The organism is uncultured Sphingomonas sp., from assembly GCF_913774285.1.
Classification (GTDB): domain Bacteria; phylum Pseudomonadota; class Alphaproteobacteria; order Sphingomonadales; family Sphingomonadaceae; genus Sphingomonas.
In genome coordinates this window covers 151,171-175,540 of sequence record NZ_CAJYHX010000022.1, presented here as the reverse complement: position 1 = coordinate 175,540, position 24,370 = coordinate 151,171, and the positions used below count along the sequence as shown (strand labels likewise).

Sequence of the window (24,370 nt, the reverse complement as noted above, 5' to 3'; positions counted from 1 at the left end):
CCGGGCGCCCCGCGTCTATAAGACCTAGAGATATTCCATGCTTCCGGACGTGTGCGGCCGCTGCCTGCGTGCGCCCGCGCTGCCGGGGGTTGGGCGAACACTGCCCATCGGATCGAAGGACTGCTGCATGATACCCAAGATTCTGCACTTCATCTGGGTGGGAGACGAAACCAAGCGGCCGGACAATTGCATCGACACCTGGCGCGCCCGCAATCCCGGCTGGGAGATCAGGATCTGGGGCAACGAGTCCCTCCAGCAGCGCGGCTGGATCAATGGGCGCCACATGAGCGAGATGTCCGAGCGCGAGCTGAACGGTGTCGCCGACATGATGCGGTGGGAGATCGTGTACGAGCATGGCGGCTTCGTCGTCGATGCGGACAGCGTGTGCGTGCGGCCGCTCGACGACCATCTGCTCGACTGCGAGGCCTTCGCCTGCTGGGAGAATGAAATGACGCGGCCCGGGCTGATCGCCGCGGGCTATTTCGCCGCGAGCCCCAAAAACCCGTTCGTCGCGCAGATCATCGGCGACATCTATCAGGAACCGACGGTGGTCGACCGGATGGCGTGGGAAAGCGTCGGCCCGAAGCGGCTGACCGACTCCTATCGCCAATATCGCTATCACGGCCTGCGCATCTACCCGAGCCACTATTTCATCCCCGAGCATTTCTCCGGCGTGAAATATGAAGGCCCGGGGCCTGTCTATGCCGAGCAGATGTGGGGCAGCACGCTCGGCATCTATGACGAATTGCACCAGCAGGTGGTGACGGGCCCGAAGGCTGCTCCGGCACCCGCCCCGACCCCGGCCGATGACCAGCAACCGGCGCCTGTCGTCGCCGTGCGCCCGCAGCCCGCGCCCGTCGCCGCGAGTGCGCCGGGCGCGCCGACCATGTTCCACCGGATCTGGTTCGGCACCCGGCCGATCCCGGCGGCGTACGAAGCCTATTGGCAGGCCTGGCAGCGGCAATTCCCGGACTGCGCATTCCGCACCTGGACCGATCGCGATCTCGATCAGCTGACGCTGTCGCGGCGGGCGCTCGATCGCTTCACCAGCCACGTCTCGCGTGCCGATCTCGCGCGCTACGAGATCCTCTACACGCATGGCGGCATCTATCTCGATTGCGACATCATGCCCTATGCGCATTTCGAGCCGGAGGCGCTGCGCCGCGAACTCACCGTATGCAACGAGACGGATGCCACCGAATATTGCTCGATCGGCTTCATCGGCGCGCCGGCGGGGCATCCGATCTTCCGCGACCTGATCGAACATATCTGCGCGGCGGAACCGGATGAATCGCGCCCCAACGTGACGACCGGCCCCTGGCTGTTCGGCCGCTACCTGGCGAAGCATGCGCATCGTCGGCTGCCGCCGGCAAGCTTCTACCCCTATCTGTACGACGCCCCCCTATCCTCGATCCGCCGCAAGGACCTCGGCCAGACGCTGGGCATCCATGTATGGGGCGGCGCCTGGCTGCCGCCCGAGCAGAAGAAGGGCAAGGCGCTCGATCTGCTCGCCAAGGGCGACCTGGTCGACGCCGCCGGCATCCTGGAGGGCTTCGACGACAAATGGGCCACGGACCTCCGGCTCGTGCTCACCGTGATGGCCGATTCGCGCAGGATGGCCGCCGAGGCGGCGCAGTTCCTCAGCAGCAGCCTGGCGGTGGCGCCGGCGGATCGCCCGGTCTTCGCATTTGACAAGATCGTCCACTGGCTGCTCGCGCAGGACCGCGATCGCATGGTGTGGCAGATCGGCGCGGCGGACGGCGTCCTCGTCGATCCGCTGCGCTCGGCGATGGTCAATTACGATCCGCCCGCGCTGCTGCTCGAGCCCAACCCGTACATGTTCGGCATGCTTGAGCGCGGCTATGCCAACAACCGCAACGCCGTGCTGCTGCAACAGGCCTATAGCAGCGACGGCAAGCCGCTGGTGCTCAACGCGATCAACCCGGACAAGGCGGCGGCGGCGGGCCTGCCGCGCTGGGTGCTCGGCATTTCGTCGGTCTATGACGACAAGAACGCGATCGGGGGGCTGACCATCGATGCGGAGACGACGCGCCGCATCCAGACCTGCATCGAACGCGTCACCGTGCCGGTGACCGGCTTCGACGCGCTGGCGGCGCAGGCGGAAGGCCGCACGCCCGAGATCCTGGTGATCGATGCCGAGGGCATGGACAAGGCGATCATCGACGATGTGCTCGACCATGGCTGCCGCCCGGCGGTGATTCACTTCGAGATCCAGTGCATGGATACCGCCGAGAGCGATGCCCTGACCGGGCGGCTGGGCAGCGACTATGTGCTGTTCACCTTCGGCAACGACGTGACGGCCTATCGCACCGACATCTTCCTCGATTATGCGAAGTGGATCTACATCCACAACGGCCTGCCGACGATCTTCGCGTCGGCGCTGCCGGTGGTGGCGGGGCTGGCGCAGTAGGACGGCGGACCCGAGCGCGTGCGTCGGCGCGGTTCCCGTGCTAGGGGCGCCCAATGTCGAAATCCCTTAGCACCAGCGGTGCCATCGATCTGGATGGCGTGACCTATGACTGGCGTCTGCAGCGCGAGCCCCATCTGTCGGACGACGAGGGCTGGAAGGGGATGACCATCGCGGTCGCCCAGCGCGATGCCAAGCGCGAGGCGTGGCTGGAATTCCCGGCGCCCAAGCGGCTGCTCAAGGGACTGCCGCGCGGGCGTCTTCAGCTGGACGACGCGACGATCGCGCGCTGCGTCCGCTCCGCACTCTCGGCCGGCTGGGATCCCCTGTCGCGGGGCAAGCCCGAGGTGTTCGTCGTGGATTCGGAGGGCAATTGAGCGGCACCTGCCCCGCCATGGCGCGCGCGCGGGTGACGGAGGGCTAGCCCCACCTCACCCGCGTAACGCGGTCGGTTTGCGGTCGCCGCCCACAGGTTGACCGTCCTGACGTGAGCCTTCCGGTTTCGAAAAGATTCACACTTCCACGCCACGCTATCCGCTCGAACTTGGAGTGAGATGTCGTGGGTGTCAGTCTCTATCTCGTGAAATACATCAACGGTGCTGAGTGCGATATCGAATTCAGCGCGGTTTCCGCGTCCTGAAGCGCCACGGAGTGGATTTTCCGGCGCCGGGCGTGTGCTTTTACGAAGGGACCCAAGGTGTGTACGAAGGCGAGGGCTTTGAGATTTTTGCGGAAGAGACGCGGCCCGGCTTCATAGGGTGCATTTCTGCCGAGCGGCCCTTCTACAACGACACCATCAAAGCCATCATCTTCGAATTGATGGAAGCTTCTGGCCTGTGCGCATTCGACGACGGCTCCGACAAGTTTTACTGTCGTTCAGAGGTCGAGAGGCACTTGCCGAAAAGCAGAAGCGAAGAAAACGGATACACCGTCACGCCGATCGATGCCCCGGAAAAGCTTTGGGCTGCATAATGGCGTGACAAGCAAACAAGAACTACACCGCATGGGCCTTACACGTCACAGCCGGTGGCGTGTATTCCGGAACAATGCTCTCCAAAGTTCCTAGCCCCGCTTCACCCTTGTGACATGCCCCATCTTGCGCCCCGGCCGGGCCTGGCCCTTGCCGTAGAGGTGGAGATGGGTGCCCGGCTCGGCGAGGAGTTCGGGCCAGCGGTCGGCCTCGTCGCCGATCAGGTTTTCCATTTCCACATGGGTGCCGGTCAGCGCGGTCGAGCCGAGCGGCAGGCCGCAGATCGCGCGGACATGGTTCTCGAACTGCGAGGTCTCGGCACCTTCGATCGTCCAGTGGCCGCTATTGTGGACGCGCGGCGCCATTTCGTTGAACACCGGGCCGTCCTCGGTCGCGAAGAACTCGCAGGTCAGCACGCCGATATGGCCCAGCGCCTCGGCGACGCGGCCGGAGAGCGCTGCCGCCTCGGTCCAGTGGCGGGCGATTGCGGTCGGGGCGGGCAGGGTGGAGCGGGCGAGGATGCCGTCCTTGTGCTCGTTCCAGGGCGGCGGATAGCTGGCCAGCGTGCCGTCGAGCCCGCGCACGGTGATGATCGAGAATTCGTGGCTGAAGGTGACGAAGCCTTCGAGGATCGCCGGCCGCTCGCCGATCGCCGCCCAGGCGGCATCCGCCTCGGACGCATCGTGCAGGCGCACCTGGCCCTTGCCGTCATAGCCGAGCCGCAGCGTCTTCAGGATCGACGGCGCGCCGATCTTCGCGATCGCGTCGTGCAGCTCGTCGCGGGTGGTGACCAGCGCCCAGGGCGCGGTGCGGCCGCCGAGGTCCGCCACGAACGATTTCTCGTTGGCGCGGTCCTGCGCGATCTCCAGGCTCTTGGCGCCGGGGCGCACCGGCACCTTGGCGGCGAGGTGCGCGACGGGGGCGAGCGCGACATTCTCGAACTCGTAGGTGATCACGTCGGCGTGGCTCGCCAGTTCGTCGAGCACGATATGGCTGTGATAGTCGGCGCGGGTGAAGCTGGAGGCGGTCTGCGCGGCGATGCTCTCCTCGTCGGGGGCGAGGACATGGGTGCGATAGCCGAGGTTGGCCGCCGCGACCGCGATCATCCGGCCGAGCTGGCCGCCGCCGAGGATGCCGATGGTCGAGCCGGGGGGAAGCACCTCGCTCATGCCGGTTCCTCCGCGACGCTTTCGGTCTGGGCGGTGCGCCAGGCGACCAGCCGCTCGGTGAGCGCTGCGTCTGCCGTGGCGAGGATCGCGGCGCCGAGCAGCGCGGCGTTCTTGGCGCCGGCCTTGCCGATCGCCAGCGTGCCCACGGGAATGCCGCCCGGCATCTGGACGATCGAATAGAGGCTATCGAGCCCCTTCATCGTCTTGGATTCCACCGGCACGCCCAGCACCGGCAGGTGCGTCATGGCCGCCGCCATGCCGGGGAGGTGCGCCGCGCCGCCGGCACCGGCGATGATCACCTTGAGCCCGCGATCGGCGGCGCTGGTGGCGTAGTCATAGAGCCGCTGCGGGGTTCGATGCGCGGAGACGACCTTGGTCTCGTGCGGCACGCCCAGTTCGGTAAGGATGTCGGCCGCATGGCGCATCGTCTCCCAATCGGAGGTGCTGCCCATGATGATGCCGATAAGAGGTGCGTCCGCCATTGCCTGCCCGACCGTGGAATGGAAGCGGGGTGTTAGTCAGGGTGCGGCCCCAGGGCAATGGGTCACCGGTCGAGTTCGAGCAGTTCCTCGCGGACATGGATCGCCTTGAGCGACATCCGCACCTCGACGAGGAAATAGAGCAGCCCCGCGATCAGCAGCAGCATCGAGACGATGAAGGCCACCGCGATCCAGATGCCGACATGCAGGTTGGCCAGGCGCGAAATGAACATGATCGCGACGACGAAGCAGATGGCGAGCGCGCTGGCGGTGCACAGGAAGATCGCGTTGTTGATCACCGAGATGCGGCGATCGATGATGCGCAGCTCCCAGACGTGGCGGTCATGCTCGGGGCCGCTGGAGCGGGGATGGAGCTCCTCGATCACCCGCGCGCGATCGACGATGCGGGCGAGGCGGCCGACCATGGTGTTCAGGAACGCGCCGATGCCGGCGAGCAGGAACACCGGCGCGATCGCAGCCTGGATCGTTTCCGAGACGGTGGAGAGGTAGAAGCCTTGCATGCATGCTCCTTATGCAAGCGGTGGTGCGCGCGGTGCAAGCGCAGGCTGCACCGGATGGTAACGGGTGCGGGGGTAAGACGGGTGCATGGCTTTGCCGTTCCTCCAACCCCGGCGTCATCCCCGCGAAGGCGGGGATCCATTTGCCAGGACTGGCGGGGAAGAAGCCCAGGCGTTCCCATCAATGGTTCCCCGCCTTCGCGGGGATGACGAGCGGCCGGGAGAGGGCGTGTCCGCTACTTTCGTGCCGGGCCTCGCGGACGCGCTGGACGCGGTTGCGGGGCTAGCGCCGGAAAGCCACTGCTTCCTCCGGCGCGGGTGGTACGCCGCAGCGCTCCACGCCTATGGCGGAACGGCGCGGACGCTGGTGGTGGGAGACGCGGGCGCGCCGGTGGCGGCGCTGCCCTTGGTCGTCAAGGGGCCGCGCTGGCTGGGGCTGGCGGAGATCCCCGGCTGCTACTGGCCCGTCCGCAGCTTCCCCGTGGCGGAAGGCGCCAGCCCGGCGGCCGCGGAGGCGCTGCTCGGTGCGCTGGCGCGGCAGGTGCGGGCATTGCGGGTCGGACCGATCTGTGACGGCGATCCCGCGCTCGACTGGCTGAAGCCCCGCGCGCTGGCGGCCGGATGGACGCTGCTCGACCGCCACGTCGCCGACAGCTTCCTGCTCGATATCGCGACCGAGGACTGGCCGCGCGGCTCGACGCTGCGCAAGAACCGGCATCTGGAGAAACACCTCGCAAGCGCAGGCACGCTTGCCTGGGAATGGGGACCGCCGGACATCGACGCGCTCGCTGACATCGAGCGGCGCAGCTGGATCGCCGACCGTACCAACGGGTGCGACGCCAAGTTCACCGCCGAGGGGCACGGCGCCTTCTGGGAAGCGGCTCTGCACGATCCCGTGCTGGCGGACATGCTTTCCGCCGCGGTGCTGCGAATCGACGGACGGCCGATGGCCTTTTCGTTCGACCTGATCACCGGCACGCGCTGCCATGCCATCGCCAACAGCTATGATCCGGCGGTGGCGAGGCAGTCGCCGGGCAAGCTGCTCCAGTATCGCAACCTGCTCCGCGCCCGCGCGCGCGGGGTGAAGCTGGTCGATTGGGGCGCGGGCGACAGCGGCTACAAGCAGACCATGGGCGCCAGCAAGGGCCCGGCGATCCGCGACTGGATCTTCGTGCGGCCGGGGCTGGAGGCGTTCGCCGCGCGGCTGCTGCGCGGGGCGTGGCGCCGCAGCGGTCAGGCGGCGGGTGGCCAGGCCTGAGCGGCGAGCCGCTCGCGCAGCGCGAGGATGAGGATTGCGGTCTTCATGTCGGCCAGCGCCGCCATGCCCTTTGCCCAAAGATCGTCCAGCCGCATCTCGATCACCTCGATATCCTCATGGTCGTGCGCCAGCCCGCCGCCCGCGCTCGTGCGATCGGCCGGGCTGTAGGGCGCGAGATACAGGCTCAGCCGCTCGGTGGAGACCGCCGGCATCGCGAAGAAATGGCCGACCAGATCGATCGCGCCGAGGGTGACGCCGCACTCCTCGATCGCTTCGCGGCGGGCGGTGGTGTCGGCATCCTCGCCCGGATCAATCCGCCCGGCGAGCGCCTCATAGACTGGCTCGGGCTCACCCCGGAAGAGCAGCGGCGGGCGCGACTGGCGGACCAGCAGCACCGTGCCGCGCGCCGCATCATAGGGGAGCACCGCGACGGCATCGCCGTGATCCTCGATCTGGCGGGTGATGACACTGCCATCGGGGGTACGCAGCGTCGCCAGCAGCAGCCGGCCCCACCCCTGATAGACCGTCTCGACGCTTTCGATCTGGTGGCCCGGTTCAGACTCGCACATAGCGGAAGTACCACACCTCGTGCCCCTGGCGGCGCGCCTTGCGCTCGTAGCGGGTCTCGGGCCAGTCGGCGGGGCGCGTGAGGAAGTCCTGCGCGGTCTTTGCCTGCCAGACGAAGTCCTTGCGCTGGCCCAGCACCATCATCGCCCAGCGGCAATAGGTGGGATCATCGGTGCCGAGGCGGAACTCGCTGCCGGGCTTGAGCTTGGCGGCGATCAGGTCGAGCGGGCCGTGGTTGACCATGCGGCGCTTGGCATGGCGCGCCTTGGGCCAGGGATCGGGGTGGAGCAGGTAGACACGGCTAAGGCTGGCGTCGGGCAGCCGCTCCATCACTTCCAGCGCATCGCCCATGTGCAGGCGGACATTGTCGAGTTCGCCGTCGCGGATATGATTAAGCGCGCCGACCACGCCGTTGAGGAACGGCTCGCAGCCGATAAAGCCATGGTCGGGGCGCATCGTCGCCTGGCCGGCAAGATGCTCGCCGCCGCCGAAGCCGATCTCGAATTCGAGCGGGCGGTCGTCGCCGAACAGGGTGCGCGCATCGAGCGGACCGGCATCGGGCACGCTCACCTGGGGCAGCAGCTCCTCGACGAGCGCGGACTGGCCCTGGCGGAGCTTGTGGCCCTGACGGCGGCCATAGAGGCGGCGGAGCGTGACGGGATCTGGCATGGGGCGCAGCGCATAGTCGCGCCGCCGCGTGCTGGCAAATCCGGGGCGTTCAGGCGGCGAGGCGGGTCACCGCGACCGGCGCATCCCAGCGGCGGACCGGGCGGGTGTAGCGGCGGACGCGCGGTGCGGCGTTCGGCGTGCCCTGGAAGTGGCGGAGCCCGGCGGCGGCGGCGGCGCGCTGCTCGGCTTCCTCGCTGGGGACGGGCGCGATCACGGTGACGCCCATGCCGCGGGCGAGGCGCAGCACGCCTTCGACCAGGCGGGCGCGGGCAGGCGCGGCCTCAAGATGATGGACCAGCGACGGCGCGAGGCGGATCAGCCGCGGCGAGCAGTGCGCGAGCAGGCCCAGCGCCAGCGGGCCGGCGGCGAAATCGCTCAGGCCGATCATCATGCCGCGATCGGTGCAGGCATGGATCATCTGGGCGGCGGCATCGCGATCGGTCGATTCGTCGGCGCTGATCTCGACGACGATCTGGTCGAGCGGGAAGCGGTGGCGCAGCGCGGCGCGGAACAGGTGGCCGAGCAGCCGATCGGGCGAACCGGCGCGGACCTGGACCGGCACTACCAGCAGCGTGCCGGCATCCGCCAGCCCGGCGGCGGCAGCGGCGGCGAGCGCGCGATCGAGGCGGGCGGCTTCCAGTTCGGCGCGGTCCTCGCGCAGCAGGATCGCATCGACGGTGTGGAAGGCTTGGGGGCGCGCCTGGATGCCGGCATGCCAGGCGAAGGGTTCGGTGCTGCCTTGCGCCGTGATCGGCTGCAGGTCGATCCGAAGATCCATCGTGGTAGCCATGGGGTGTGCTCCTCTACGCGATTCTTGTGAACCTGAAGCCTGAGTACCCATTTCGGCCCAACCCTCCCATTCCGTGCGTCGCCGCAGCGGATTCAAACGGTTGGGAAAACTACGATGGTTGCATTCGACGACCGCAAACGATTCCGCGATTCGCGCCTCATGCCGCCGCGTTGAGCCGCAAGGCCGGTGCCGGCAGTGCCCCCACCTGCGCGGGTGCGATCAGGTCGCCCTGCATCAGCATCACGTCGAGCGAGCGCAGCCGGTCATGCTCCGCACGAGTCGCAACGCCCTCCGCGATCAGGCGGACTTTGCTCTTCTTGGCGATCTCGGCGACGCGTTCGACGACGATTCGCTTGGCCCAGCTGCTGCACAGGCTATGCACCAGTTCGGGCGCTAGCTTCAGCGTGTCGGGCGTGAAGGCGGAGAGCAGGTCCAGCCCCATGTCGCCGGCGCCGAAATCGTCGAATGCGATGAGAAAACCCTGCTTGCGATAGGCTTTCATCAGGCTGAGCATCTTGTCGCTTTCGAGGTCGTCACGGTCGCTGAACTCGAACACGAGCTCGCGCGCGGGGAAACCGAGTCGCCGCACGATGCGCAGCATGCGATCGGCATCGGCGACGGGATCGGTGATGTAGCGCGGCATCACCTTGATCGCGAGGCGGGTGTGGCGCTCGGTGATGCCGAGCTGCATCGCCTGCTCGATCGCGGCGACGCGGCAGCGCAGATCGAAGGTCGGGCGCTTGTCCTCAGCCAGCGTCTCCACAAAGTCGGCGGGGCCTTCGCCCTCGGGGCCGCGGAACGTCGCCTCATAGGCGGTGACGATGAGGGTGGAGGTGTTGACGACGGGCTGGAACGCCATCGCGAACCAGTCCCGGCGGATGGCATCCTGAAGAGGAGCGGGGGCGATTTGGTCGAGCACGGGGCATCTCCAAGCTGGATCCCCTTGTCTCGAATGGTAGGCGGAAGTGATTACCCGAGCGTTGATGGTGACGCTCGGGCTAACACCATATCAGGCCGCCGCGGCGGGGCGCTCGATGCGCGTCGGCGGCAGCATGCCGGGCGTCGGCGGCGCGACCAGATCGCCCTGGAGGTGGAAGATGCCGAAGCTGCGCAGGCGGCGCAGAACGGCCTCGTTCGCCACGCCGTCGGCGATCACCCGGATGCCGTGCTCGCGCAGGCGCGGTGCCAGTTCCTCGAGCATCAGCCGGCGCGACCAGCTCGAGTCGATGCCGTTCACCAGATCGGGATCGAGCCGCACCATCGCCGGGCGGTAGCGTACGCAGGGGCTGAAGCCGATCGGATCATGGCCAAGGCCGAGGAACGCGGTGAGCGCGCCGGCACGGGCATGGCCGTCGACCAGATCGGCGAGCTGCTGGCCGGGCACGTCGGCAAAGCCATGGATGCCGAAGATCATGCGTTCAGGGGGCAGGCCGGTGCGGTGTCCGGCGTGCGTGGCCGCGGCGAGCGCGGCGTCCGCCGGCGCGGCGGCGGGTGCGTGAATCGGGATCAGCAGCCGCGCGGCGGTGGCACCCAAGCCCATCTCCATCGCCTTGGTCACCGCACCGGCGGCGACCCGGCGATCGAGCTCGGCATGGCGATCGGCGGGAAGCTGGGCGAGGATCTCGTCGCGTTCCTCGCCGTCTGGTCCGCGCAGCACCGCCTCATAGGCGAAGACGCGGGCCGTGATGACGTCGTGTACCGGTCGAAATGCGAGATGCAGGCCCGGTGCCGGTGCGGCCTGCCAGTCCTCCGTGTCGAGAACCATTCCTACTCCCTCCGCTGCCCGCGTTAACCATGGCGGGCCCCACAAGACCTTATAGGTCGCAGGCGAAACAAGCGGGTGGGGAGACATGAAAAAGCCCCGCGCGGCGGGTGCCGGCGGGGCTGTTTTCGTGTTCGGATCAGGAAGCCCGATCAGGCGGCGAGCGCGGCCTTCAGGTCCTCGACCAGGTCGGTGCGCTCCCAAGGGAAGAAATCGCCCTCGGGCTTGCGGCCGAAGTGGCCGTACGCAGCGGTCGGCTGGTAGATCGGCTTGTTGAGACCCAGGTGGGTGCGGATGCCGCGCGGGGTGAGGCCGCCCAGCTTCTCGATGCCCTGGATCGCCTGCTCGATCTTGTCGTCGCCGACGGTGCCGGTGCCGTGGGTGTCGACATAGAGCGACAGCGGCTTCGACACGCCGATCGCATAGGCGAGCTGGATCGTGCAGCGACGGGCGAGGCCGGCCGCGACGATGTTCTTCGCCAGATAGCGGGTGATGTACGCCGCCGAACGATCGACCTTGGTCGGGTCCTTGCCGCTGAACGCGCCGCCGCCATGGGGCGAAGCGCCGCCATAGGTGTCGACGATGATCTTGCGGCCGGTCAGACCTGCGTCACCGTCCGGGCCGCCGATTTCGAACGAGCCGGTCGGGTTGATGTGGTACTCGGTCGCGTCCGAGAGCAGCTCGGCCGGAAGCAGGTCGGCAACGACCTTCTTCACATAGGCGTGGAGCTCCGCTTCCTTCTCGCCCTGGTCATAGCCCGGCGCGTGCTGGGTCGAGACGACGATCGCGGTCGCGGCGACCGGCTTGCCGTTCTCGAAGCGCAGGGTCACCTGGCTTTTCGCGTCCGGCTCGAGGAAGGGGGCCGCGCCCGAATGGCGGTCGGCGGCCATGCGCTCGAGGATCTTGTGGCTGTAGTCGAGCGTCGCCGGCATCAGGTCCGGGGTCTCGTCGCAGGCGAAACCGAACATGATGCCCTGGTCGCCGGCGCCTTCGTCCTTGTTGCCGCTCGCGTCCACGCCCTGCGCGATATGCGCCGACTGGCCGTGCAGGTTGTTCTCGAAGCGGAAGGTCTGCCAGTGGAAGCCCGACTGCTCATAGCCGATGCGCTTCACCGTCTCGCGGACGGTCTTCTCGATCTCTTCCTGCGCGCCCGGGGCCCAGGCGCCGTTCTCGTACACGCCCTTGCAGCGGATTTCGCCGGCAAGAACCACGAGCTGGGTGGTGGTCAGCGTCTCGCAGGCGATACGCGCTTCGGGATCCTTCGACAGGAACAGGTCGACGATCGAGTCGGAAATCTGGTCGGCGACCTTGTCGGGATGGCCCTCGGACACGGACTCGGACGTGAAGAGATAGTTGGAACGCATGTAAATTCCTCAGGTTGGGAAGGATCGCCGGGCCGTTGCCATGCCCATATAAAGCTTTCCTTATATGTTTCCCCTAGCGGGCGAAGCGGCGATTGGCAATCGCGAACAACCCCGTAAGCACCGCGACCAGCAGCACCATCCAGTTGCCGAGCCGCGAGAAGAGCGTCGCCGGCAGCGGACGGGGCAGCGGCAGGCGGATCGCGCCGGCCTCGCCGGGCGGGATGGTGCCGAGCAGGCGACCATGCCCGTCGATCAGTGCGGAGATGCCGGTGGGGGTGGAGCGGAGGATCGGCAGCCCTTCCTCGATCGCGCGCAGCCGGGCCTGGGCGAGGTGCTGCGGCGGGCCCCAGCTGCCGAACCAGGCGTCGTTGGAAGGGTTGAACAGGAAGTCGGGGCGGTGGGCGCGGTCGACCACCTGGCCCGAGAAGATGATCTCGTAGCAGATCTGGATGCCGGCATTGCCGAAGCCGGGCACGTCAATTGCGCGCGGGCCCGGGCCAGGCAGGAAGTCGACGTCGCCCATCACCAGCCGGGCAAGGCCGAGCGGTGCAAGCAGCGGGCGCATCGGCAGATATTCGCCATAGGGCACCAGATGCGCCTTGTCGTAGCGGCCGCCGAGCATGCCGTCGGGCCCGAGCGCCCACACCGAATTGCCCGCGCCCTGCAGCTGGCTGGTGCGGTCGAACTCGAGCGCGTTGCCGCCGATCAGCGCCTGATCCCAGGGGCCCAGCACCGCGCCGATGCGGGCGCGGATCAGGCGCGGGTCCTGCCGGTACCATTGCACCGGATAGCCGTCCTCGACAAAGTAATCGACCATACCCTCGGGCCAGACGACCAGCCGGGGCAGCGCGCCGGGCTTGCCGCTGAGCGCGAGCATGCGGTTGAGGAGGAACTCGGCATAATCGGGGCGGCTGACCGCGTCCTGGCCGATATTGGGCTGGACGATCACCACCTCCTTGCCGCTCGCGGTGCTGATGCAGCGGATCCGGTCGCAGCGATCCGACCAGCCGAACCCCAGCGCGAGCAGCGCCACGGCGGCGACGAGCAGCGGCCGATACTGGCGCTGGAAGGCAAGGTAGAGGCTGCCCGCGATCGCGATCGTCACGCCGGACAGCGCATAGGTGCCGAACAGCGTCGCGAGGTTGCGCACGCCCGGCACCGGCACCCACACGACGGCGAGCGGGTTCCACGGATAGCCGGTGAACGCCACCCCGCGCAGCCATTCGGTGACGATCCACGCGGCGGCGCCTGCAAGGACATAGCCGAGGTCCGGTTCGACCCAGCCGGAGCGCGGCGTCACCTTCCGCGCGAACAGCCAGGCTGCGCCCATCGCCAGCGCCGGGTAGATCGCCAGGTACAGCGCCAGCAGCACCACGGCGGCATAGCCGAGCGCGGGCGGCATCTTGTCCTGAAAGTCGAAGGCGTGTTGGATCCAGTTGTCGCCCAGCGTGAAATGGCCGAGCCCGAACAGCCAGCCGCGCAAGAGCGCGCTGCGCAGCGTGGGCGCGGCGTGGACCAGCGCGAACAGCCCGGCGAAGCAGAGCAGCGCAAGCGGCCACCATTCCAGCGGCGCGAAGCCGGTGGCGGAGGCGATGCCGAGAAAGAGCGAAGCGAGCAGCGGACGGCGAAACATCGTCGGCGGGCCTACACGAAGCGCGGGGCCAGGGGGAGAGGCGTTACGCCCCGCGTCAGCCATTGCGGCCGGGTGCCCCGGAAGCGGGCCAGGCTCCGCTTCAGCCGTTCAACCATTTCGCCGTGATCTCGCCGCGATGTCCTTCCGGCGCCAGTGCGGCGCGGAGGGCCTCGAGCAGCGGCGGCAGCGCCTGGGTGAAGGCATAGGGCGGATTGACGATGAAGAGACCCGCGCCGTTATAGGTGCCCGGCACATCCGCATCATACAGCCAATGCTCCACCGAGAGGAATTTGGGGATGCCGAGATTGCGCAGCTTGTTCTTCCACTGCTGATGCGTCGTGCGGTCCTTCAGCGGATACCAGATGACCGTCACGCCATGCGCCCATTTGCGGTGCGCCGCGGCGAGCGTGGCGGTGATGCGTTCGCGTTCGTCGGTCTGCTCGTACGGCGGATCGACCACCACCACGCCGCGCGGCGTCCGGGTCGGCAGCATCGCCAGCCAAAGCTCATAGGCATCGCGCTGGTGAACGGCGGCCGGCGACCCGCGCATCGCACCGCGCAGGACGTGGGCGTCCTCGGGATGCTTTTCGTTGAGGATCAGCAGGTCCTGTGGGCGCAGCAGCTGCGCCAGGAACTGCGGCGAGCCGGGATAGAGGGTCGGCTCTGCCCCCAGGTTCACCGCCCGTACGGCGGCGCGATAGTCGTCGAGCAAGGGGTTGGTGTCGGCAAAGGCCCGCAGCACGCCGTGGGCGGCCTCGCCGGTGCGCTGGGCCTGCTCGCCGCCAAGGTCGTAGAGTCCGCAGCCGGCATGGGTGTCGATCAGGGTCAGGGCACCCTCTTTCTGCTGCAACGCCCGGACAAGGGCGATCAGCAGGCTGTGCTTCACGACATCGGCGCTGTTGCCGGCATGGAAGGAGTGGCGATAGTTCATTGCGATCCGAAATCCTGCCGACTGGCCTTTGTACGCGTCATACCCAGATGCGCTGACGGGGGTGTATCCTGCCGCCGGCGATGCCGTGGCGGCTGCGACGGGTTTTGGGCAATGCGCAATGTTCTTGCCGGGCGACGGGTGTCGACGCCCCGCATGCGCTTGCGCACCCGGCGGTAACCGGCAGCAGGCGCGTTGCCAAGCGCGGGCGTTCCCGCGGTCACCCCCTAAGTGGGGCTGGAGCGCACCTCGAACTGGCCTGGCGGAATCCCGGCGACGGACCAGTCGCCGATCGACCAGCGGACCAGCCGCAGCGTCGGCAACCCGACCGCCGCCGTCATCCGGCGCACCTGCCGGTTGCGGCCTTCGCGGATGGTGATTTTCAGCCAGCTGTCCGGGATCGACTTGCGCTGGCGGATCGGCGGATCGCGCAGCCACAGGTCAGGCGCGTCGATCCGCGCTGCCTCGGCAGGCAGGGTCATGCCGTCCTTGAGCAGGACGCCCTGCCGCAAGCGCGCCAGCTCTGCCTCCTGCGGATCGCCTTCGACCTGCACCAGATAGGTCTTGGGCATCTTGAAGCGCGGATCGGCAATGCGCGCCTGTAGCCGCCCGTCATCGCACAGCAGCAACAGGCCCTCGCTGTCCCGATCGAGCCTGCCGGCGGGATAGACGCCCTTCACGGCGATGAAGTCCGACAGGGTCGAGCGTAGCGTCGGCGATCCGCGATCGGTGAATTGCGACAGGACGCCGAAGGGTTTGTTGAACAGGAGCAGCCGGGGCATCCGGTGCTCATAGCGCCGGGCTGCGGCCCTGTCTCCCGACGCCCGCCACCGCGAGCCGGTAGCGTTCGAAACTGGTGGCTAGCTGCCGTCGCTATGTTGCCGGGGTGCTTTGAAACGCGCCTCCCCTACCGACACTTGGTTCCGCTCCAGATGGCGCAGCCCAAAGAAAGCGGCGGCCACTGCACTCACTAAAAAGGTTGCGAGGAATGCGTTCCAGATCAGCTGATTAGGCTCACGAAATTCAGTCCACATCGGGACGGCCAGAACTGCGTCGAGCCAGACAGCAGCATACCATTTCGATATCATATCGCCCACCCATGCCCGCGGGTTCAGTCAGACGTCGCGAGCATATCACTTAAGGGAGTGGCTGCAAGTGGGCGGGAGCTGCCAGTCAGCCCGCTTCGTATACAGCTCGATGCGTTCGTCGCGGCGAAAGCGTTCGTGTTTGCGAAGTGGTTACCCTGTTGCCTAAGCTCTTGCCCGCCGAAGCCCTTGCCCGCCGAGTTGCGGGCCTGCCGGGGCTCAACTCCCGGCAGACCCGTCCCCCGCGCTTGCGCGCTGCGGGAAGCACGAGAGGGGGTTAACCCGCGCCGCCCGTTTCAAACCGCTCCCTTCGCTGCCGCGCCATTGTCGCTTGCCGGTCGTTCGATCGGCCGCGTGGAGCGATGGCAGTGGTGGCAGAAGGCGAAATCGAACAGGTGGCTGAGCCCCCATGCCTGCTCGGCCACGCTCCATTCCGCCCACGCCTCGCACGTCACCCCCAGGCGGCCGCAATGTTCACAGGCGACTTCCAGCGGCCTATCGACGGGGGTGATCCGCGCGTTCATCACGGAACCTCTTGTAGCGCATCCGTTGCTGCTGGCGGTGGAGACCTGCTCCGAAGCGGATCAACCCGCCGGTATGGCGGCGGTAGCGGTAGCGGGAGGTGCGGCGGCTTCGGCGGCGGTGCGCGCCTGCACGGCCATGGCGCGGCATATGCGGTGAAGCGCCTCGCTCATCTGGCGGGCGGTTTCGGGTTCTAGCCCCGGATCGGCGGCGATCGCGCGGTCCATCGCGTGCGCCCATTGCGCTGCGGTCTGCGCGGTGACGGCGAGCTGGCGGTGGAAGCCCATGATGCACATGCCCGGCCGTGCCTCGAACCAGTCGCGCGGGCCGCCGAGCCAGGCGACGAGGAAGCGGGTGAGCGATTGGCGGAGCGCCATCAGGTCCGGCTGGTGCATCGCGTGGAGCGCCGCATAGGCGGGGTCCTGCTCGACCAGATCATAGAAGCGGTCGACGATGGCGCGGACGGACTCTTCGCCGCCGATGCGATCAAAGGGCAGGGACGATTCGGACATGGGGGCGCGCTTTAGCCGAAAATGGCGGGCGCGGCTTGACGGGAATCAATGGTAGGCCGCCCCCCACCAGGGGGGGCGGCCAGCCGGATCAGAAGTGCGCGATCACACCCGCCATCGGGCGGAAGCTCTTCGCGTCGCTGAACGTGTTCATCTCGAGGCGCAGGCGCAGGCCGCTGCGGCCGGTGATGCCGCCCAGGCCGATGTCCTTCGGGCCGACTTCGACGCCGACGCCATAGGTCATCGCGTGATAATCACGGTTGGTGTTGGCGTTCTTGTCGAAATTGACCCACTGGTAGCCCACCTTGCCGTAGATCAGGCCGCTGTCGCCCGCGCGCAGACCGAAGCGGCCGGCGGCGCCATATTCCCAGTCGATGTCGCCGCTGACGCCCTTGGCGACGTTACCTTCGGCGCCGACGAACACCGGGCCGAGCGGCACGTTCACACCGGCCACGCCCTGGATCAGCGCGCCGTCGAGGCGATAGTTGTTCGGCGGGATCGGGATGCCGGCGTTCGCCTGACGGTCGAAACGCTCCCAGCCGCCGAGCACGCCAACATAGGGCTCGATCCCGAAGGCCTTGGAGCCGTCCGGTGCGGTCGGCGTGCCGCTGTCCTGTGCGGCAGTGGTCTCCATCGTGCCGGCACCGGTGGTGGTGTCCTGGGCGAAGGCGGGGACGGCGAAGGGGAGCGCGGCAGCGGCTGCCGCGACGGCGATGATCTTACGCATGGGGGGATAACCTCTACGCTGGTGAAACACACATCCTCCGAACCAAGCCCGCTACAAAGGGCGGGGTGGCCGGAGATGGGCGCACAATGCCCGGGCCAAGCGCAAGGTTGCATTGCCGCGAAGCATTTGACGAAGAAGTGTTGCACTGCGGCAACGGTTTCTGTCGCCCCGATGAACAAACGTTTCGATACGGGGCCTCGATCGCGGCCCTCAGGTCAGCCCTTGGGCTGGACGTCTGCGGGCACGGGGGTCAGCTCATACACGTCGACGCTGCCGGGCAGCGCGCCGGGCACCGCCAGCCGCCAGCGGAAGGTGCCGAAGCGCTCGACCATGCCCACCACGTCGCGCGCGCCGGGATTGCCATAGCCGATGTCGTTCGCGCCCGGCTTGGCCTGGCGCGCGCCGAGGAACACGTAGCGCTTGCCGTCCGGGAACACATAGCCAGCGACGATGTCGGTGCCGGTCTGCTTGGCGAGGCCGAGCGGGGCGTCGTCCTTGAGCTCGCTCGAGGCGGAGATGTAGCAGAATCCCGCGGGGCTGGGCTGGACCAGCGCACGGCCGGCGGGGCCGGGCCGCAGGTGCAGCGTGCGGCAGCGGTACGAACCGGGCGGCAGTGCCGGGTGCGGCCGACCGGCATCGGGATCGAGCACCGCGCCCTGCAGCTTGCGTACCGGCGCGCGGACATTCTCGTACAGCTGACGCCAGCTGGTCGGCAGACTCTCGAGGCGCGGCATGTCGGCCTCGGCGATGCGGGTGCGCCACAGGGGCGGGGGCGGCGGCATCTCTACCACTGCGATCGGGCGAAGATCCGTTTTGGTCGTGCTTGCCTGGCAGCCGGCCAGCATGGGCAGAGCGAGCATCGCAAAGGCGAGCCGGTGCATGATACTTCCCCTGTGAATCTTTTTGGCCCCGTGAACCAATGGGAGGCGCTGTGCCGCGACGGTCCCACGGGACAAAATCGTAAACGAAAGTTAACGAAAAGTAAAAGCTGCGGTGGGCGTACGGTCTGGTGCGGCGAACCGAAGCAATCCGCCGTGCGCGACTGCCGGGTGGGCGGACCGACGCGGCGCGGCTCTTGGAACCGCGGGCGAGAAGGCCCATTAGGCTAGACCAAGGACATGGCCGGGAGATTGAAGATGAAGGCTTGGGGAATCGGCGCGGGCGCGGCCGCGATCGGGATGTTGCTCGGCGGTTGCGCGACGACGCAGCAGAACGAACGTTACATGGCCGGCCATTTTCGCGCCCAGGCGGAACTGCACGACGCCGGCGGCAAGGTGGTGGGCACCGCGGTGGCCGAGCAGGTCGAGGGATCGATTCGCGTGCTGGTCGACGTGAACGGCATCTCGCCGGGGCCGCACGGTGTGCACGTCCACACCACCGGCGTTTGCACGCCCCCGGATTTCGCCAGCGCCGGCGGACACTGGAACCCAGGCGCCACCAAGCACGGCAAGGAAAATCCGATGGGCCCGCATGCCGGCGACCTGCCCAACATGAAGGTGGACGAGAAGGGGCATGGGCATCTGAGCTTCACGCTCGCTGGCGGCAGCTTCGAGCAACTGATGGACCAGGATGGCGCAGCGCTGGTCGTCCATGCCGGCGAGGACGATTACAAGAGCGATCCCGCCGGCAACAGCGGCGGCCGCATCGCCTGCGGCGTGTTCCAGACGGTCTGAGCCGTCAGACCGTCTCGCCGGCGGCGCGGGCGCGGGCAAGCTTGCTCGCCTCCGCCGCCGGCAGCAGCCGATAGCTTGCCCCGATCGCCGCGAGGGCGAGAGGGACGCTGGCGAGCAGCGCCAGCACGCCGGTCGCGAGGTCGCCGGTCAGCGTCGCGATCCGCCCGGCGCAATAGGGCCCGAGCGCCAGGCCGATCAGCGTCGTTCCGATGAAGAAGGCGGCGGTGGCGGTGCCGCGCATGTGGGGCAGCACCAGATCCTGCGTGGTCGCCGCAGCCGCACCCAGCCCGCCGCAGATGAGGAACTGCGCAAGCGGCAGCATCACATAGGCGGTGGTGAGGTCGCGCGCGGTGAACAGCAGCACGATCGGCGCAATCGGTGCGAGGCAGGCGAAGAGCAGGACGTGGATTCGCCCGACCGGGCTGCGCGCGCGCAGGGCATCGGCGACGCGCCCGGCGATCGTCACGCCGAGAAAACCTGCAAGTGCCACCGGCGCACCGATCCAGAAGCCGAGCGAGCCCAGCTGCTCCGGCGGGATGTCGAAGGCGCGGCGGAGGAAGCTCGGCGCGAACCCCGCCATCGCATAGGCGAGGAAGGTGTTGAGACCATAGGCCAGCACCACGCACAGGAATGCGGGGGTGCCGACGATCAGCGCGTAGGTCGGCGGGTCGCGCCGCTTGAGCGCGGTCGCCCAGCTGACCACGGCATAGGCGCCGATCCCAACCGCGATCCACTGCGCCGGAGGCTCGCCTAGGTGAACGAGCAGCGCGACCAGCCCGGCGACCAGCGCGAGCACCGCCAGGTTGCGCGCCAGTGCCCCCCGGCCCAGCCGCGCCGCGCCGATCAGCGTGAAGGGCGGGATGATCGTCAGCAGCTCCTCGAAAAAGGCGCGGAACGGGGCGGGGTGGGGCGGGGTCGTCATGCCTTCGGAAAGCCCGCGCGGCGGCTCGCGCAGGGTAACGATCCAGGCCGCGACGAGCAGCCCCGGCACGCCGACCGCGAGAAACGCCGCCTGCCAGCCGACCAGCCCCAGTGGTCCGCCGCCGGGATAAGCCTGGTTCCAGCGCTGGACGATCAGCGCGCCGAGGAACAGCGACAGCCCGCCGCCGAGATAAACCCCCGACGAATAGAGCGCGAGCGCGGTGGCGCGCAGGCGCTTGGGAAACCAGTCGGAGATCAGCGAATAGGCGGCGGGCCCGGCGGTCGCCTCGCCCACGCCGACGCCCATCCGTGCCAGGCCGAGCACCAGCCCGGTGCGGGCGAATCCCGAAAGCGCAGTCATGCTCGACCAGAGCGCCAGCCCTAGCGTCATCAGCCGCACGCGATGCCAATTGTCCGCCAGCCGCCCCAGCGGGATACCGAACAGCGCGTAGAACACCCCGAAGGCGGTGCCATAGAGGAACCCGATATCCTGATCGCGCAGCCCCAGGTCGCGCTTGATGTCGTCCGCCAGGATCGCAACAATCTGCCGGTCGACGAAGTTGAGGATATAGACGAGCAGCAGCAGCGACAGCACATACCAGGCATAGGGGGTCGCGTTCGCCCCGTCGGGCGGTGGGGGCATGCTGGCCATATCCTCTCCCTCGGCGTTGTGCGTGCCGTTGCCAGTGAGGCTAGCAGAGCGTACCCGTTTTACGAAAGGATGATTTTCGCGATGGCCGAACCGGCATTCCTTTTCGTCTGCTTGGGCAATATCTGCCGCTCGCCGCTGGCCGAGGCGGCGTTCCGCGCGGCGGCGGAAGATGCCGGCGTGGCGGTGATCGCCGATTCGGCCGGGACGGGCGGCTGGCATGCGGGGGAGCAGCCCGATCGCCGCTCGATCGCCGTCGCGGCCAAGCACGGCATCGACATCACCGGCCAGCGCGCGCGCCAGGTGACGCGCGACGATTTCGACCGGTTTGATCATATCCTCGCGCTCGATCCGCAGAATCTTGCCGACCTGCGCCGGATCGCCCCGGTGAACGGTCGCGCGCGGCTGCGGCTGCTGCTCGATGTGGTGCCGGGCTGGGAGGGCCGCGCCGTCGACGACCCCTATTATGGCGGGCCGGAAGGCTTCGAGCGCACCTGGGACGAGGTGCGCGCGGCGGCCGACCGGCTGGTGGAAGACCTCGTACAAACCCGTTGAACCAATAGAAGGAGAGCGATCATGGCATTCACCGGACGCGAACTGCGCTCGACCCTTAGCGAGGACGGCACGCTGCGGCTCTCGCTGGAGCAGGTGACCTATGACGAGCCGGCGGCGGACGAAGTGATCGTCCGCATCGAGGCGGCACCGATCAACCCGAGCGATCTCGGGCTGCTGCTCGGCCCGGCACAGGTCGATACGCTGCGCGAGAACGGCGACGCGCTGGTGTTCGACGTGCCGAAGGGGCGCCTCGGCAGCATGAAGGCACGGCTCGGCCACTCGATGCCGGTGGGCAATGAAGGCGCGGGCACGGTCGTCGCCGCGGGCGCCGATGCCGCGGCGCTGATGGGCAAGCGCGTGTCTGCAGTGGGCGGCGCGATGTTCGCCGATTACCGCGTGCTCAAGGCGCGCGACGTGGTCGAACTGCCCGAGGGTACTGCGGCGGCGGACGGCGCGGCGATCTTCGTCAATCCGCTGACCGCGCTCGGCTTCGTCGAGACGATGCGGCGCGACGGGCACAGCGCGATCGTCCACACCGCCGCCGCGTCGAACCTGGGGCAGATGCTCCAGAAGATCTGCCTCGCCGATGGGGTGCCGCTGGTCAACATCGTCCGCTCCGAGGAACAGGCGGCGATCCTGCGTGACATCGGCGCCACCCATGTGGTGAACAGCCGCGACGAGGATTTCCGCTCCAGGCTGACCGACGCAGTGGCCGAGACCGGCGCGACGGTGGCGTTCGACGCGATCGGCGGCGGTACGCTCGGCAGCGACATCCTCCAGGCGATGGAAGCGGCGGCGGTGCGCAAGATGACCGAATATAGCCGTTATGGATCCGAACAGTTCAAGCAGCTCTATATCTACGGCGCGCTCGACATGGCGCCGACGACGCTCAACCGGCTGGCCTTCGGCTTCCAGTGGAGCGTCTCGGGCTGGCTGCTGACGCCGTTCCTGCGCCGCGCCGGCATGGAGACGCTGGGCGCGATGCGGCAGCGCATCCTCGCCGAGCTCACCACCACCTTCGCCAGCCGCTACACCCGCACCATCGGGCTCGCCGAAGCGCTGCAGCCGGACGTGCTGCGCGCCTATGAGCGCAAGGCGACCGGCGAGAAGTTCCTGATCGACCCCGGGCGAGGGTGACCCGGGCGCCCCTCTCATTTCGGGTTGGGGGTTTCAGACAAATTGTTTCCAACGCATGTCAGAATGAACTTTCTCAACCTCTTGCCCTCTACAATGCAGCTGGGTGGGCTGAACGCGGGACCGGCGGAGGAAGGCCGGTACCCGATCGTGAGGGACGAACATGCTGCACTGGTTGGAAGTAAAGGCTCCCATTCGGGAGAAGCTGAAGGTCACCTTCGGCGCGATGATCGGGATCATGGTGGTCCTGGCGGTGCTCAACCTGGTGCTGCCGCACTGGGTGATGCTGGGCCTGAACGTGGTGGTGATCGCCACCGCCTTCGTGCTCACCCGGATGTTCGCCCGAGTCATCGCCGATCCCTATGTCGCCACCGTCGTGCGGATGGAGGGGCTGGCCGCCGGCGATCTCGCCGCGCCGATCGCGCATACCGATTATGAGGATTGCGTCGGCCGCATTTCCCGCGGGATGCTCATCTTCCGCGACGCCGCCGTCGCGCAGCGCGAGGCTGCCGAGCAGCAGGCCGACGTGGTGCGGGTGCTCGGCCAATCGCTCGAGCGGCTCGCCAAGGGCGATCTGACCGCCGACGTGACCGCCGATTTCCCCGGCGCCAATGCCGTGCTCAAGACCAATTTCAACGAAGCGCTGGCCGCGCTGCGCGAACTGGTGCGGTCGGTCGCGACCTCGGCGGAGACGATCAGCACCGGCTCTGCCGAAATTGCGGTGGCCTCCGAGGACCTGTCGCGCCGCACCGAAAGCGCAGCGTCGAGCCTGCAGGAAACGGTCCAGTCGATCGGCGAGATGGACCAGCGCCTGCGCAGCACCGCCGGCAGCGCCAACCAGACGGTCGCGCGCGCCGACGGGGCGATTGCCTCGGTCCAGGCCGGCCGCGACGTCGCCGACGAGGCGGTTGCGGCGATGAGCCGGGTGTCGGAAAGCGCCAAGGGCATCGACGACGTGATCGAGGGCCTCGACAAGATCGCCTTCCAGACGCGGGTTCTGGCGATGAACGCCGCTGTGGAAGCCGGTCGCGCCGGGGAGGCAGGACGCGGCTTCGCGGTGGTCGCGGATCTCGTCTCCGCCCTGGCGATGCGGGCCGAGGAGGAGGCCGGCCGCGCCCGCGATCAGCTGACGACGACCCAGGCTGACGTCACCGCCGCGGTGGGCATGGTCCAGCGCGTTGACGGCGCCTTTGCCGCGATCGCTACCGATGTCCGCGAGGTGCATGGCCTGCTCGGCAGCATGGCGACCGCGAACCAGGCCCAGGCCTCGTCGATCGGCGAGATCAGCACCGCGATCACGGTGATGGATCAGGCGACCCAGCAGAATGCGGCGATGGTCGAGGAAACTTCCGCCGCCGCGCGCAGCCTGAACCGTGAGGTCGAGGCGCTGAAGCGTTCGGCGCAGGCCTTCAATGTCGGCGAGGCGCACAACTCGCGGATGAGCCTGCCGCTGCAGCGTCCCAACCTGTCGAAGCGCAGCGGCGGGGCTGGCCGGGCCGCACCCGCATCTGCCCCTGCGATGGCGGACGGCGACTGGGCGTCGTTCTGACGACGCCCGCCCGGCTCAGCCCTCCATGCCCGCATGGGCGTGTAGGCGCTGCCGGGACGACATCAGCGTCCCCACCGGCTTGGCGATCGGCGCGAACATGCCGAGCCCGAGCCGTTGGCCGGGCAGGTTGACATACACCGCCTCGATGCCGCGGGCGCTATAGGCCTCGTGCCAGAAGCCGGCGCCCTGCGGGTCCTTCAGGAAATCGCGCCACCACACGCTGTGTGGTGCGCTGCGGGTGAAGGCTTCCAGGCTCGGCAGGTCGCGCCAATATTGGCGGAAGCCGACATGGTTCCAGCCGAACAGCATCCCGTCCTCGCCGAGCAGCCCATCAGGCGGGTTCTTCTTGATCTCGGCGAGCCCCTTGCCGATCCGCATCATCGCGGGGAGCGCGCGCCAGCGGCGCAGCTTGAACCCCAGTATCACGACGATCAGTTCGGGATAGGCAGCGAGATCGACCGTGTCGCGGAGCGTGTTGGCTTGCATGGCGAGTCTCCTTGTTTACACTGTA

The 24,370-nt window shown here is 68.0% G+C and carries 26 protein-coding genes; 8 read left to right on the top strand and 18 right to left on the bottom strand.

The annotated features are described in order from the left end of the window. Positions 1–127 precede the first annotated feature (127 nt). The 3 genes from QZ670_RS11250 (at position 128) to QZ670_RS11240 (ending at position 3,400) form a co-directional block, all read left to right on the top strand. Positions 128–2,431, top strand: a complete 2,304-nt coding sequence (locus QZ670_RS11250; protein ID WP_294255164.1) for a glycosyltransferase — start codon at positions 128–130, stop codon at positions 2,429–2,431. A gap of 53 nt (positions 2,432–2,484) precedes the next feature. Beyond that, positions 2,485–2,805, top strand: coding sequence for a hypothetical protein (locus QZ670_RS11245; protein WP_116469591.1), 321 nt, complete (start codon positions 2,485–2,487; stop codon positions 2,803–2,805). 274 nt (positions 2,806–3,079) lie between these two features. Continuing rightward, on the top strand, positions 3,080–3,400 hold the full coding sequence (locus tag QZ670_RS11240; protein ID WP_294255161.1) for a hypothetical protein: 321 nt from the start codon (positions 3,080–3,082) through the stop codon (positions 3,398–3,400). A gap of 90 nt (positions 3,401–3,490) precedes the next feature. Here the strand turns inward: QZ670_RS11240 and QZ670_RS11235 are convergent, their stop codons facing one another. The 3 genes from QZ670_RS11235 to QZ670_RS11225 form a co-directional block, all read right to left on the bottom strand. Then, positions 3,491–4,567, bottom strand: a complete 1,077-nt coding sequence (locus tag QZ670_RS11235) for a 5-(carboxyamino)imidazole ribonucleotide synthase (protein ID WP_294255159.1) — start codon at positions 4,565–4,567, stop codon at positions 3,491–3,493. Continuing rightward, the gene (purE, locus tag QZ670_RS11230; protein ID WP_294255157.1) at positions 4,564–5,049 is read right to left on the bottom strand and encodes a 5-(carboxyamino)imidazole ribonucleotide mutase; all 486 of its coding nucleotides are present in this window, start codon (positions 5,047–5,049) and stop codon (positions 4,564–4,566) included. The genes QZ670_RS11235 and purE overlap by 4 nt, the downstream gene beginning before the upstream one ends. 62 nt (positions 5,050–5,111) lie before the next feature. Further along, positions 5,112–5,567, bottom strand: coding sequence for a DUF2721 domain-containing protein (locus QZ670_RS11225; RefSeq protein WP_294255154.1), 456 nt, complete (start codon positions 5,565–5,567; stop codon positions 5,112–5,114). Between the two features lie 226 nt (positions 5,568–5,793). Between QZ670_RS11225 and QZ670_RS11220 the strand changes: the two genes are divergently transcribed. Next, on the top strand, positions 5,794–6,822 hold the full coding sequence (locus QZ670_RS11220) for a GNAT family N-acetyltransferase (protein WP_294255153.1): 1,029 nt from the start codon (positions 5,794–5,796) through the stop codon (positions 6,820–6,822). Here the strand turns inward: QZ670_RS11220 and QZ670_RS11215 are convergent. The 13 genes from QZ670_RS11215 to QZ670_RS11155 all read right to left on the bottom strand — a co-directional run bounded on the left by QZ670_RS11215 (position 6,798) and on the right by QZ670_RS11155 (position 18,259). Next, complete coding sequence (locus QZ670_RS11215) at positions 6,798–7,391, bottom strand: NUDIX hydrolase (protein WP_294255150.1); 594 nt, start codon at positions 7,389–7,391, stop codon at positions 6,798–6,800. The two genes, QZ670_RS11220 and QZ670_RS11215, sit on opposite strands and share 25 nt — an antisense overlap. After that, positions 7,378–8,058, bottom strand: coding sequence for a tRNA (guanosine(46)-N7)-methyltransferase TrmB (trmB, locus tag QZ670_RS11210; protein ID WP_294255148.1), 681 nt, complete (start codon positions 8,056–8,058; stop codon positions 7,378–7,380). The genes QZ670_RS11215 and trmB overlap by 14 nt, the downstream gene beginning before the upstream one ends. 49 nt (positions 8,059–8,107) lie before the next feature. After that, positions 8,108–8,848: an EAL domain-containing protein gene (locus QZ670_RS11205; protein WP_294255146.1), complete on the bottom strand. Its 741-nt coding sequence runs from the start codon at positions 8,846–8,848 to the stop codon at positions 8,108–8,110. Positions 8,849–9,005: 157 nt separating this feature from the next. After that, positions 9,006–9,767, bottom strand: a complete 762-nt coding sequence (locus tag QZ670_RS11200; RefSeq protein WP_294255144.1) for an EAL domain-containing protein — start codon at positions 9,765–9,767, stop codon at positions 9,006–9,008. 90 nt (positions 9,768–9,857) lie between these two features. Then, the gene (locus QZ670_RS11195) at positions 9,858–10,613 is read right to left on the bottom strand and encodes an EAL domain-containing protein (RefSeq protein ID WP_294255142.1); all 756 of its coding nucleotides are present in this window, start codon (positions 10,611–10,613) and stop codon (positions 9,858–9,860) included. Between the two features lie 149 nt (positions 10,614–10,762). Beyond that, a complete protein-coding gene (metK, locus tag QZ670_RS11190) occupies positions 10,763–11,974 on the bottom strand; it encodes a methionine adenosyltransferase (protein ID WP_294255140.1) in 1,212 nt (403 codons plus the stop codon). A 73-nt stretch (positions 11,975–12,047) separates the two neighbouring features. Beyond that, a complete protein-coding gene (lnt, locus tag QZ670_RS11185; protein ID WP_294255138.1) occupies positions 12,048–13,607 on the bottom strand; it encodes an apolipoprotein N-acyltransferase in 1,560 nt (519 codons plus the stop codon). A gap of 100 nt (positions 13,608–13,707) precedes the next feature. Beyond that, a complete protein-coding gene (gene rlmJ, locus QZ670_RS11180; protein WP_294255137.1) occupies positions 13,708–14,538 on the bottom strand; it encodes a 23S rRNA (adenine(2030)-N(6))-methyltransferase RlmJ in 831 nt (276 codons plus the stop codon). Positions 14,539–14,762: 224 nt separating this feature from the next. Then, positions 14,763–15,317, bottom strand: a complete 555-nt coding sequence (locus QZ670_RS11175) for a pseudouridine synthase (protein ID WP_294255136.1) — start codon at positions 15,315–15,317, stop codon at positions 14,763–14,765. A 599-nt stretch (positions 15,318–15,916) separates the two neighbouring features. Further along, positions 15,917–16,144 carry a hypothetical protein gene (locus tag QZ670_RS11170; RefSeq protein WP_294255134.1) on the bottom strand — a complete coding sequence of 76 codons (228 nt, stop codon included), beginning with the start codon at positions 16,142–16,144 and terminating at the stop codon, positions 15,917–15,919. A gap of 60 nt (positions 16,145–16,204) precedes the next feature. Then, positions 16,205–16,654: a globin gene (locus QZ670_RS11165; protein ID WP_294255132.1), complete on the bottom strand. Its 450-nt coding sequence runs from the start codon at positions 16,652–16,654 to the stop codon at positions 16,205–16,207. Between the two features lie 88 nt (positions 16,655–16,742). After that, positions 16,743–17,378, bottom strand: a complete 636-nt coding sequence (locus QZ670_RS11160) for an opacity protein (protein WP_294255130.1) — start codon at positions 17,376–17,378, stop codon at positions 16,743–16,745. A 215-nt stretch (positions 17,379–17,593) separates the two neighbouring features. Then, complete coding sequence (locus tag QZ670_RS11155; protein ID WP_294255128.1) at positions 17,594–18,259, bottom strand: DUF4893 domain-containing protein; 666 nt, start codon at positions 18,257–18,259, stop codon at positions 17,594–17,596. Positions 18,260–18,514: 255 nt separating this feature from the next. On the opposite strand from QZ670_RS11155, the gene QZ670_RS11150 reads away from it, so the two are divergent. Continuing rightward, positions 18,515–19,051, top strand: a complete 537-nt coding sequence (locus QZ670_RS11150; protein WP_294255125.1) for a superoxide dismutase family protein — start codon at positions 18,515–18,517, stop codon at positions 19,049–19,051. A gap of 4 nt (positions 19,052–19,055) precedes the next feature. Here QZ670_RS11150 and QZ670_RS11145 read toward each other — a convergent pair whose 3' ends face one another. Next, entirely contained in the window at positions 19,056–20,624 is a 1,569-nt protein-coding gene (locus tag QZ670_RS11145) for an MFS transporter (RefSeq protein WP_294255123.1), read from the bottom strand. Positions 20,625–20,705: 81 nt separating this feature from the next. On the opposite strand from QZ670_RS11145, the gene QZ670_RS11140 reads away from it, so the two are divergent. The 3 genes from QZ670_RS11140 (at position 20,706) to QZ670_RS11130 (ending at position 23,859) form a co-directional block, all read left to right on the top strand. Further along, a complete protein-coding gene (locus QZ670_RS11140) occupies positions 20,706–21,176 on the top strand; it encodes a low molecular weight protein-tyrosine-phosphatase (RefSeq protein WP_294255121.1) in 471 nt (156 codons plus the stop codon). A gap of 21 nt (positions 21,177–21,197) precedes the next feature. After that, a complete protein-coding gene (locus tag QZ670_RS11135; RefSeq protein ID WP_294255119.1) occupies positions 21,198–22,313 on the top strand; it encodes a zinc-binding dehydrogenase in 1,116 nt (371 codons plus the stop codon). A 160-nt stretch (positions 22,314–22,473) separates the two neighbouring features. Beyond that, positions 22,474–23,859: a methyl-accepting chemotaxis protein gene (locus QZ670_RS11130; protein ID WP_294255116.1), complete on the top strand. Its 1,386-nt coding sequence runs from the start codon at positions 22,474–22,476 to the stop codon at positions 23,857–23,859. Between the two features lie 15 nt (positions 23,860–23,874). Here the strand turns inward: QZ670_RS11130 and QZ670_RS11125 are convergent, their stop codons facing one another. After that, positions 23,875–24,345, bottom strand: coding sequence for a DUF4188 domain-containing protein (locus tag QZ670_RS11125; protein ID WP_294255113.1), 471 nt, complete (start codon positions 24,343–24,345; stop codon positions 23,875–23,877). Positions 24,346–24,370 lie beyond the last annotated feature (25 nt).